The organism is Georgenia sp. 311 (assembly GCF_006151955.1).
Taxonomy (GTDB): Bacteria; Actinomycetota; Actinomycetes; order Actinomycetales; family Actinomycetaceae; genus Oceanitalea; species Oceanitalea wutianyii.
On record NZ_VDFS01000060.1, the window covers coordinates 100,863 to 111,896 of the forward strand.

The following is an 11,034-nucleotide window of genomic DNA, read 5'->3' on the forward strand; positions in this document are numbered from 1 at the left end:
GCACACGCAGCCCCGCGCGGTAGCGCTCGAGGTAGGCCGCGTAGCCGGCGACGTCGGCGGGGTCCGGCTCGACGGTCGTGACCTCCGCGCCCGCGAAGACGCGGGAGTCGAGGTAGGTGCCGAGGTCCGTCTCCGCCGCGGCGTGGAGGTAGGACGCGAGGACGGCGATGCCCCACGCACCGCCCTCCGATGCGGTCTGCCCGACCGCCACGGGGACCCCGAGGGCTCCGGCGAGCAGCCGCTGCGAGACGCCGGGGGTGCGGAAGATGCCGCCGTGGGCGAGCATGAGGTCGATCTCGACACCCTCGCCGTGGAGCACCTCCATGCCGAGGCTGAGCGTGCCGAACATGCTGTACACCTGTGAGCGGACGAAGTTCGCCAGGCTGAGCTCGCTGTCGGGCGTGCGCACCACCAGGGGCCGCCCCTCGGCGAGACCGGTGATCGGCTCGCCGGCGAGGTAGTTGTAGGACAGCAGGCCGCCGGCGTCGGCGCTGCCGGACAGGGCCTCGCCGAGCATCACCTCGTAGACGGCGTCGGGGGTGAGGTCGAGCCCGGCCGCCGCGGCGAACCGGGTGAACATCGCGGCCCACGCGGCGAGCTCGCTCGCCCCGTTGTTGCAGTGGACCATCGCCACCGCGTCCCCTGCGGGGGTCGTCACGACGTCGAGCTCGTGGTGCGCGCTGCGCAGCGGGCGCTCGAGGACGACCATCGCGAAGATGCTCGTCCCGGCGCTGACGTTGCCCGTGCGCGGGGCCACGGAGTTCGTGGCGACCATGCCCGTGCCGGCGTCGCCCTCGGGCGGGCACAGGGGGATGCCCGCCTGCAGGGTCCCGGTCGGGTCGAGGAGCGCGGCGCCCTCGGTGGTGAGCAGGCCGGCGGACTCGCCCGCGGTGAGCACGGTCGGCAGGAGGTCGAGCACCCGGGCGCCGGGCAGCCGGTCGCCCGCGAGGTCGTCGAGCTGGGTGAGCATCCGGGCGTCGTACGTCCCGGTCGCGGGGTCGATGGGGAACATGCCCGAGGCGTCGCCCACCCCGAGCACCCGGCGACCGGTGAGCCGCCAGTGGACGTAGCCCGCGAGGGTGGTGAGGAACCGGATGTGGGGCACGTGCGGCTCGGCGTCGAGGACCGCCTGGTGGAGGTGGGCCACCGACCACCGCAGGGGGATGTTCACCCCGAACAGCCCGGAGAGCTCGGCGGCGGCCGGGCCGGTGGAGGTGTTGCGCCACGTGCGGAAGGGCACGAGCAGCTCGTCGGCGGCGTCGAACGCGAGGTAGCCGTGCATCATCGCCGAGACGCCGAGGGCGCCGTAGGTCGACGGCCGCAGCCCGTAGCGCCGCTCGACGTCCTCGACCAGCGCGGCGTAGGCCGCCTGCACGCCCGACCACACCGACTCCAGGGAGTAGGTCCACGTCCGGTCGACGAGCTGGTTCTCCCACTCGTGCGAGCCGGCGGCGAGCACCTGCGCGGGCGAGGGCCCGACGAGGCAGGCCTTGATGCGGGTCGAGCCCAGCTCGATGCCCAGCGACGTGCGTCCGCTGAGGATCGCCTCGCGCGTCTCGCTGTCCGTCGCGAGCCGGTCGGCGGTGCCTTGGTACGTCACTGGTCCTCCATCGGATCTGCCGCGTGTTCCGTCGTCATGTTATTGCTCACGCCCCTTCCCACGTGCGACATCCGCCGCGCCGCCTGCGCGGGCACGCGGAAGGGGCGCCCCCGACGGGGACGCCCCTTCCCCTGCACGTGCTGCTAGCCGCAGGACCCGGCGGCGTACGGCGCCTCGACCTGCGTGGTGGTCTGCTCACCGTCGACGACGGCGGAGACGTCCACCGTCACCGTCCCGGCCGGGACGCTCGTGGCCCGGGTGGTGAAGGCGTGGGTGAAGTTGCGCCCCTCCGCCACACCGGTGGCGGACCGGCTGCCCCACGAGGACGTGGCGGTGAGGTCCACCGCGACCTCGCTGCCGTTGGACACCCGCACGGTGACCACGGTGCGTCCGGCCACGCAGCGCGTGTCCGCGGTGGCCGTGACGCCGTCGAGCGGGCTGCCCAGCGGCGCCGTGTCGGAGGACGCGAGGAGGATGTCGTGGCCGAGGAACTCGGCGGTGACCTCCGGCCCCGTCGCGGCCTCGGGCAGCGTCACCTCGGCGACCCCGTCGGTGAGGTGGACCGTCTGTGACCACTCACCCGCGGAGAAGCGGACCTGGCCGCCGGTCTCGAACCCGTCGGCGGCCTCGACCGTCGCGGTGGCGACGCGGCCCTCGACGCTCAGCTCGGTGGTGGTGGCCACGTCGCTGTTCGGGATGCCGCGGATGTCGTTCCACTCGCGCAGCGTGATCGGGATGACCGTGCCGTGCCGCGGGCGCGGCACGCCGGCGTTGGTCATCGTGATCGGCTGGGGGTCCCAGGTGGGCGCCTCGATGTCCTCGCTGCACGCCGCCTGGTAGCCGCCGCCGTTGGTGTACCGGTCGCCCCACAGGTAGAACTGGCCGGGGCACGCGGTGTCACCGGGGTTCGCCTGGAAGAGCACCGGGCCCTCGTAGCCCTGGCCCGCGTCCCACGTCGTGCGCCCGAGCGCCGGGGCGAGCAGCTCCCAGTTGTCGATGTCGCTGTCGAGGAAGTCGGTGTGCTTCTCGGAGAAGAGGTCCGAGCCGGCGTTGCCGGCCTCGTTCTTCGTCACCCGGTAGTAGTAGTCACCGACCTTGAGCGCGGTCGTGTCGATCCGCGACTGCGGGTAGGGGTCCTGCCACACCTGGGGCTCGGAGAAGGTCCGGAAGTCGCGCGTCGTGTTGTACCACATCTGCGCGTTTCCCTGACCGGTGCGGTTGACCGGGTCGTTCCACAGCGACTGCGCCCAGAACACGGCGTAGGCGCCGATCTCCTCGACCCACAGCGACTCCGGCGCGAAGGCGTTGCCCGCGTCCTCCGGGGCCACCTCGACGTGGCGCTGGGGCGTCCAGCTGACGAGGTCGTTGGACTCGAAGACCTCGATGTACTGGGTGTCGTTGATCGCGTAGCCGCCCTGGTCGTACCAGTTGAGGTCGGTGGCGATCATGTAGAACGTGTCGCCGTCGGGGGAGCGGACGATGTGCGGGTCGCGCAGGCCCTGGTCTCCCAGCTGGGAGATGAGGGACGGGCGACCACCGGTGAGACCGGTCCAGTCGAGGGCGGTGTTGCCGTTCGACGTCGCGAACATGATCTGCTCGCCGTCGGCGAGGTTCTCCCCCTTGAAGTACCCGAGGAAGTAGCGCTCCATCTCCTCGGTGCGCGGCAGCGACCGGACGGTGAAGGGGAAGGTCTTCGTCTCCGAGGACCCGCCCTTCGTGATCGTGGCCGTGAGCGTGCCCGAGACGTCGGCGTGGCCGTAGGCGGGCCGGGTCACCTCGCCGGTCGGCGTGATGAGGTCGGACGTCGAGGTCCACGTGATCGTCGACCCGAACTCACCCTCGGCCGGGAGCGTGAGGTTGCCGCGGACGTCGTCGGTGTTGTCGACCTCGAGGTCGTAGGCGTCGCGGTCGACGGCGTCGGCGTCGACGAACTCGGCCTTGACGACCACCGGGATCTCCCGGACGGTGACGTCGTAGGCGCCCTTGCGGACGGTGGCCGTCAGCGTCACGGTCGCGTCGGGCTGACCGACGGCGGGCCGGGTGACGCGTCCGGTGACCGCGACGTTCGGGGCGCTCGCCGGCGGGGTGTAGATGTCGACGACGGACGGGTCGGAGGAGGTCCACGTGATCGTGGAGCCGGCGACCGAGCCGAACTCGGGCAGGACGATGTCGCGGACGATGGCCTCGGTGAGGCCGAGGTCGATCGCCTCGGCGTCCGCCCGCACGCCCGTGGAGACCGTCTCGTCGGCGAGCGCGAGGGCCTCGTCCAGGCTCACCGCGCGGTCGTAGACACGGAAGTCCCGGATGGTGCCGCGGAAGGAGTAGTCCTCGGCCACCTGCGAGCGGGCGAGGAAGTTGCAGTTGGTCCCCGAGGCGTGCACGGACGGCGGGGTGGTGAGGTTGGTGGCCTGCGCGTAGCGCACGCCGTCGACGTAGACGATGCCCGTCCACGTCGTGCCGTCCGCGTTGGGCGTCTGGGTGTAGGTCACGTGCTTCCACGCGCCCTCGAGCAGCCGGCCACGGTCCTGCATGAGGTTCTGGTTGCCCACGGCCACCCGGAAGCGCTCACCGGGTCGCGGCGCGGTGTTCGAGGCGTAGATCGAGCCCTGGAGCCCGGCGTCGGCCTCGCAGGTGCCGGTCTTGGAGCCGAGGCTCCACATCTGGTGGTTGCCGACGTTCGCCGGGTCGACCCAGACCTCGTAGTCCACGGTGAGGCTGGTCATCCCCGCCGTGAGGTTGTTCGGGAGGCGGACGTAGCCGCCGGTGAGGGAGTTCTCGTAGGAGTCGGGGTTGAACCGCACACCCTCGCCCGTGAGGCTCACCTTGTCGCCGTTGACGAGCTCGGCGTTCGCCGCGCTGCCGGCGCTGCCGGTGTTGGCGAGCACGGTGCCCGCGGTCTCGTCGAGGCGGAAGTGGTGGACGAGGCCCTCGCTGAGCTCCTCGTCGCTGAACGCGACCCGCTCGAGGACGGTGACGGCGAACTCGCGCGAGGTGGTGAGCCCGCGGTGGGCCACCGTCGCGGTGAGGGTCGCCGTCGCGTCCCCGGCGCCCGGCTCGGGGCGGGTGACCCGGCCCGACTCGGTGACGACCGACGGGTCGCTCGTGCTCCAGGTCAGCCCCGGGAAGCTGGGCAGGGTGACGTTCTCCTCGAGCGCGCTGGTGTCCGGCAGGCTGACCGAGTCGATCATCTCGGTGAGGTTCCCGGCGGCGAGGTCGGCCGAGAGCTCGGCGACGTCGGCGGCGGGCAGCGCCGCGGAGTAGATGCGGAAGTCCTTGATGGCGCCGGCGAACTGCGCCGGGCGGCCGGTCGTCGCGTTGGAGCGGCCGATGAAGGCCGACGGTGCGGTGATGTCGCCGGGGCGCACGGTCACCGCCTCGTTGCTGCCCACGAGCACGCCGTTCTCGTAGACGTGCATCGTGCCGGGCGCCTCGGCGGTCCCGCCCTCGATCGTCACGGCGACGTGGGTCCACTCGTTGCGCGGCAGTCCCAGCGGGGCGCCGGCGGTCTGCGCGGTGCCGCTGGGAGCGGCGATGCTCACCTCGTGACGGGCGAAGATCGCGTTGTCGTTGCCGGGTGAGGCGGTGAGGTTGCCGCCGTTCTCCGAGGCGAGCCCGAAGGTGTACATCGGGGCGCCGGGTGCGGTGCCGGCGGCGCGCACGTCGAAGGCGATCGTCACGTCGTCGAGCCCGGTGAGCAGCGAGTCCGGCAGCTTGACGGCGGGCAGGGTGCCGGGGGTGTTGGAGCCGCCGGGGAGGTTGATGCCGCGGCCGGCGCGCCAGGTGGCGGTGCCGGCGCCGTTGTTGACGACCTCGGCGTGCCGGTCGTTGCCCGACGAGTCGGCGACGGCGGTGCCGCTCGTCTCGTCGAGCCGGTAGTGGGCGACGAGGCGCTCGTCGCTCGGCTCGGCGTCGGGCTCCGAGGATGCCGGGACGGCGGCGGCCGCCCCGAGGACCATCGTCAGGGCCGCGACCGCCCCGACTGTCCTGAGGCGCGTGCGTGTGTGTGGTCTGGGTGACATGGACCCTCCTCGGTCCGGTCGCGACGACGGTGCCGCGACTGCGTGCGTGGGTGGTGGCAGGTGGGCGGAGGTGGCGGGCGCTGCCGGCTCCGTCCGTGTGCCGGACGACGAACCTCGACCTCCTTTCCCTCGTGCGGCCGGGGATGGGGCGGCCCGGCACCCGCGAGGGGACTCATCTGCCAGCGTCATCGCCGTGAGGCCGCTCGACCGGTGCGAGGCAGACACGACGTCCGCGTGCCCGACTGTCCAGTGGTGTCGTCAACACCACGAGGTTAGCGCTCACATGGAACGGCGGTCAAGCGTGCCGGGCCGCTCGCGAGGGTGGGTGGGCAGGCCGCTCAGGGGCGGGCGGCGAACGCCTCGAGCAGGCCGGAGTCACCCGAGACGATGATCGTGTCGCCCGGGTTGATCCGCGTCTCCTCCGAGGCGTACTCGAACGCCTCGCCGGGCGACTTCACCCCGAGCACCGTGACGCCGTAGCGCTGGCGGATCCGCGACTCACCGATGGTGAACCCGTAGGTCTCCTTCGGCGGGCGCATCTTGACGATGGTGAAGCCGTCCTCCATCTCGATGTAGTCGAGCATCCGCCCGGTGACCATGTGGGCCACCCGCTGCCCGGCGTCGTGCTCGGGGTAGACGACGTGGTGGGCCCCGATGCGCCGCAGGATGCGCCCGTGCTCGGCGGACGTCGCCTTGGCCCAGATCTGTGGCACCTCGAGGTCGACGAGGTTCGCCGTGATGAGCACGCTCGCCTCCAGCGAGGTGCCCACGCCGACGACGGCCACCGGGAACTCCTGCGCCCCGAGCTGCTCGAGCGCGTCGGGGTTGGACGCGTCCGCCTCGATGATCGGCACCCGCCCGGACCACTGCGACACGAGGTGCTCGTCCTTCTCCACGGCGAGGACCTCGCGCCCGAGGTCCTCGAGCGTCGCCGCGAGCGCCCCGCCGAACCGGCCGAGGCCGATCACGAGCACGGCGCTCGCGCGCGGGGCGTTGTTCCGTTGCGGCATGTGCCACCTACCTCTCCGAGGACGTGTCCCCAGTGTGCCGCGCTCAGCCGACGATCGGCGGCTCGGACGGCATGCGGATGACGCGGCGGCGCTGGCGCAGGGCGAGCGCACCGGCGAGCGTCATCGTGCCCAGACGCCCGGCGAACATCAGCGCCGCGAGCACGTACTTGCCCACGTCCGGCAGGTCGGGTGTGATGCCGGTGCTCAGCCCGACGGTCGCGAAGGCGGAGATGGTCTCGAAGAGCACGAGCTCGAGGTGGTAGTCGGTGAAGGTGAGGAGCAGGAGCGTGCCGCCGCCGACGAGCGTGGCCCCGAGGAACGCGACGGCCACGGCGAGGCGCACCGTCGTCGTCCCCACGCGCCGGCCGAATGCCTCGGCGTCGCGGTCACCGCGCGCCTCGGCGACGATCGCCAGGACGAGGACGGCGAACGTCGTCACCTTGATGCCACCGGCGGTGGACGCCGACCCGCCACCGACGAACATGAGGGCGTCCTGCATGAACCACGTCGTGTCGTTCATGTGGCCGACGTCGACCGTGCTCAGCCCGGAGGAGCGGGAGTTGACGCCGGCGAGCATCGAGGTGAGCACCCGGTCGGCCACCGGCAGGCCGCCGAGGGTGGCGGCGTTGCGCCACTCGAAGAGCGCGAAGCCGAGCGAGCCGACGACGGCGAGGATCGAGTAGGTGACGACGGTGAGCTTGGTGTGCAGCGACAGCCGCCGCCCCCGGCGCACGCGCTCGGCGACGTTGAGGATGACGGGGAAGCCGAGCGCGCCGATCCCGCCGCCGACGATGATCGGCAGGCACAGCCACCAGTCGCCGACGAACGGCTCGAGCCCCTTGTCGAGGATGACGAACCCGGCGTTGTTGAAGATCGACAGCGCCATGAACAGCGCGTCCCACAGGGCCTGCCCGAGCGAGTGCCCGAGGGAGAGGAAGCGCGGGACGAGGACGAGGAAGATCGCGAGCTCGATGGTGAGCGAGGCGACGATGACCGCCCGCACGAGCGTGCCGACCTCGCCCAGCCGCGTCGTGCGGGTCTCGGAGGCGGTGAGGAGGCGCTGGGTGAGGTTGATGCGGCGGGAGACGGCCAGGCCGAGGATCGAGGCCAGCGTCATGACGCCGAGGCCGCCGATCTTGACGCCGATGATGATCACCGCCTGCCCGAAGACGGACCAGTAGGTCGCGGTCGAGACGGTCGTCAGCCCGGTGACGCAGACGGCGGAGACGGCGGTGAACAGGGCGTCGACGAAGGGGGCGCGCTGCCCGTCCACGGTTGCCGCCGGCAGCGAGAGCAGCGCGGTGACGACCGCGATGATCCCGGCGAAGACGATGAGCGCCAGCCGCGCGGGTGACTGCCGCGCGACGTGGTCGACCGCGTCGCGCAGCGCGCCCAGTGGCCGACTCGGCCGCAGTGGTCCGGTGGCTGCGCTCACGCGCTCACCTTGCCAGACGCCGGGCCGCCCGGCGCAGCACGCGCGCTACCGTGACCCAATGCCCAAGCCCCTGCTCCCGTGGAGCGAGGACCTGCTGGAGTACGACTTCGGCGCGGGCCACCCGATGGCCCCCCTCCGGCTCTCCCTCACCCACCGGCTGATCGCGGACCTCGGGCTCCTCGACTCCTTCGCCGTCGAGCCGGTCGCGCTCGCCGAGGACGCCGACCTGCTGCGGGTCCACGAGGCCGACTACCTCGCGGCCGTCCGGGCGGCCGGTGAGGGGCGGCCCGACCCCGCGCGCGGGCTCGGCGGGGACGACAACCCCCTCTTCGGGCGGATCCACGAGGCCGGTGCGCGCATCGCCGGCTCCACCCTCGCCGCCGCGACGGCGGTGTGGGAGGGTCGTGCACCGCGAGCCCTCAGCCTCGCGGGCGGGATGCACCACGCGATGCCCGCACGCGCCTCCGGCTTCTGCATCTACAACGACGCCGCCGTGGCGCTGGCCGCGGTCCTCGATGCGGGCGCCGAGCGCGTCGCCTACGTCGACCTCGACGCTCACCACGGCGACGGCGTCGAGCGCACCTTCTGGGACGACGACCGCGTGCTGACGATCTCCGTGCACCAGCACCCCGGCACCCTCTTCCCCGGCACCGGCTACGCCCAGGACATCGGCGGGCCCGCGGCCCGCGGCACCGCGGTCAACGTCGCGCTGCCGCCCGGCACCGGGGACGCGGCCTGGCTGCGGGTGCTCGACGGCGTCGTCGGCCCGCTCGTCGAGGACTTCGCCCCGCAGCTCCTCCTCACCCAGCACGGCTGCGACTCCCACGCGCTCGACCCGCTGGCCGGGCTCGCGGTGTCCGTCGACGCCCAGCGCAGCGCGGCCCTCCTCATGGCCGAGCTCGCCGAGGCCCACGCCGGCGGGCGGTGGGTGGCCACCGGCGGCGGCGGGTACGAGGTGGTCAGCGTCGTGCCGCGCGTGTGGGCGCACCTCGCCGCCGTCGTCGCGGGACACCCGCTCGACCTCTCGACCCCGGTGCCGGCGGTGTGGCGCGAGACCGTCGCCGAGCTCGCCGACGTCGAGGTGCCGGAGACCATGGGCGAGGGCGCCGCCACCTCCTTCCGGCCGTGGACGGCGGGTTACGACCCGGACGACGAGGTCGACCGCGCCGTCATGGCCACCCGGGGGGCCGTCTTCCCGCACCACGGCCTCGATCCGCAGCCCTGGTGAGAGGGCCCGGACCGTTTCCCAAAACCGGCGCGAGGCTCTAGAGTTCGAGCAGAATCTCGGGCGCGCTGGCGCCGTCAACACGACACGGGTAGGTGGACATGGCCGAGCAGCGGGCACCGCGGTTCCTCACGGTCGCCGAGGTCGCCGAGCTCCTCCGCGTGTCGAAGATGACCGTCTACCGCATGGTCCACGCCGGCGACATCCCCGCCGTGCGCGTCGGGCGCTCCTTCCGCGTGCCGCAGCACGCCGTCGAGGAGATGCTCAATAGCGGCGTCGGCGACTGGGCACCGGAGTCCCAGGCCCGCTGAGCGAGCGCCGTCGCCGTCTCCGCGAGACGATCACGCGATGGCTCAACCACGCACGCTCCTCATCGTCCTCGCCGGTGGCGCGGGCTCCCGTCTGGAGACGCTCACCGAGCACCGCGCCAAGCCCGCACTGCGCTTCGGCGGAAGCCACCGGCTCATCGACTTCCCCCTGTCGAACGCCGCGAACAGCGGCATCGACGACGTGTGGGTGGTCGAGCAGTTCGAGCCGGAGTCGGTGACCGAGCACCTCGCGGGCGGGCGTCCGTGGGACCTGGACCGCTCGCGGGGCGGGCTCATGGTGCTCGGTCCGCACCGCGGTGACGACCGCGAGGGCTGGCACGCCGGGACCGCCGACGCCCTGTGGCGCAAGGCCGGCCGGATCCGCGCCCACGACCCCGACGTCGTCCTCGTCGCCTCCGCCGACGCCGTCTACCGCATGGACTACGCCGACGTCATCGCCCACCACCTCGACAGCGACGCCGACGTCACGATGGTGACGACCCGGCACGACGGGGACGTCACCCGCTACGGCGTCGTCGTCGCCGAGGGCGGGCGCATCGTGCGCTACGAGCTCAAGCCGGACGACCCGCCCTCCGACCTCGTGACCACGGAGGTCTTCGCCTTCACGCCCGCCGCGCTCCTCGGGGCGCTGGAGGCCGTGGTGAAGGAGAAGGGGGAGGACGCGCTCGGCGACCTCGGGGAGGAGGTGCTGCCCGCCCTCGTCGAGCGCGGGGCCGCCGTGGAGCTCCGGCACACCGGCTACTGGCAGGACGTCGGCACCGTCGACGCCTACTGGCGCGCGCACATGGAGTTCCTCGAGCAGCCGCCCTTCGACCTCGACGACCAGCGCTGGCCGATCCGCACCCGGGCGCTGCGGCACCTCGGTGCGCGCGTCCACGCCAAGGGCGAGGTGGCCGACTCGCTGCTCGCCTCCGGCGTCGTCGTCGAGGGGACGGTGCGGCGCAGCGTGCTCGGCCCGGGCGTGCAGGTCGCGCCCGGCGCGGAGGTCCTCGACTCGGTGCTCCTGGACGACGTGCGCATCGGGCCGGGCGCGCGCGTCGTGCGCACCGTCGTGGACGAGGCCGCCCGCGTGCGCGGCCGGGCGGAGATCGGCGGCGACGGGTCGGGGGACGAGGTCACGCTCGTCGCCGCGCGCAGCGTCGTCCACCCGCGAAAGCGCATCGCCGCGGGCGGCCGTTACCCCGAGTGACGACCGCCGCAACGCGCGCCGCCGCTCGAGACGCTAGACTCGGCCTGTTCTGCGTAGAGCCACGTGCTGTGCGCACCTGCCGACTCGACCAAGCACTGCGAGGTTCCATGGGCTCTGTCATCAAGAAGCGCCGCAAGCGTATGTCGAAGAAGAAGCACCGCAAGCTGCTTCGCAAGACCCGTCACCAGCGCCGCAACAAGAAGTGAGCGAGCGCAACTGACGCCCCC

The 11,034-nt window shown here is 72.7% G+C and carries 8 protein-coding genes; 4 read left to right on the forward strand and 4 right to left on the reverse strand.

All coding sequences use genetic code 11. The features are described 5' to 3' along the window. The 4 genes from FHE66_RS13110 to FHE66_RS13125 form a co-directional block, all read right to left on the reverse strand. On the reverse strand, positions 1–1,600 hold a 1,600-nt coding region (locus FHE66_RS13110), incomplete at its 3' end, for a xylulokinase (protein ID WP_139073431.1). A gap of 143 nt (positions 1,601–1,743) precedes the next feature. Continuing rightward, positions 1,744–5,619 (reverse strand): immunoglobulin-like domain-containing protein, encoded by a 3,876-nt coding sequence (locus FHE66_RS13115; protein ID WP_139073413.1) that lies wholly within the window; start codon positions 5,617–5,619, stop codon positions 1,744–1,746. Between the two features lie 338 nt (positions 5,620–5,957). After that, complete coding sequence (locus FHE66_RS13120) at positions 5,958–6,629, reverse strand: TrkA family potassium uptake protein (protein WP_139073414.1); 672 nt, start codon at positions 6,627–6,629, stop codon at positions 5,958–5,960. A 43-nt stretch (positions 6,630–6,672) separates the two neighbouring features. Further along, complete coding sequence (locus tag FHE66_RS13125; protein ID WP_139073415.1) at positions 6,673–8,064, reverse strand: TrkH family potassium uptake protein; 1,392 nt, start codon at positions 8,062–8,064, stop codon at positions 6,673–6,675. 58 nt (positions 8,065–8,122) lie between these two features. Here FHE66_RS13125 and FHE66_RS13130 point away from each other — a divergent pair, with 58 nt between their 5' ends. From FHE66_RS13130 to FHE66_RS13145, 4 genes are all read left to right on the forward strand, one after another. Continuing rightward, positions 8,123–9,292, forward strand: coding sequence for an acetoin utilization protein AcuC (locus FHE66_RS13130; RefSeq protein ID WP_139073416.1), 1,170 nt, complete (start codon positions 8,123–8,125; stop codon positions 9,290–9,292). A 98-nt stretch (positions 9,293–9,390) separates the two neighbouring features. After that, positions 9,391–9,600: a helix-turn-helix domain-containing protein gene (locus FHE66_RS13135; RefSeq protein WP_139073417.1), complete on the forward strand. Its 210-nt coding sequence runs from the start codon at positions 9,391–9,393 to the stop codon at positions 9,598–9,600. Positions 9,601–9,637: 37 nt separating this feature from the next. Further along, on the forward strand, positions 9,638–10,807 hold the full coding sequence (locus tag FHE66_RS13140) for a glucose-1-phosphate adenylyltransferase family protein (RefSeq protein WP_139073418.1): 1,170 nt from the start codon (positions 9,638–9,640) through the stop codon (positions 10,805–10,807). 107 nt (positions 10,808–10,914) lie between these two features. Then, positions 10,915–11,013 carry a 30S ribosomal protein bS22 gene (locus FHE66_RS13145; RefSeq protein ID WP_005504750.1) on the forward strand — a complete coding sequence of 33 codons (99 nt, stop codon included), beginning with the start codon at positions 10,915–10,917 and terminating at the stop codon, positions 11,011–11,013. Positions 11,014–11,034: the final 21 nt, after the last annotated feature.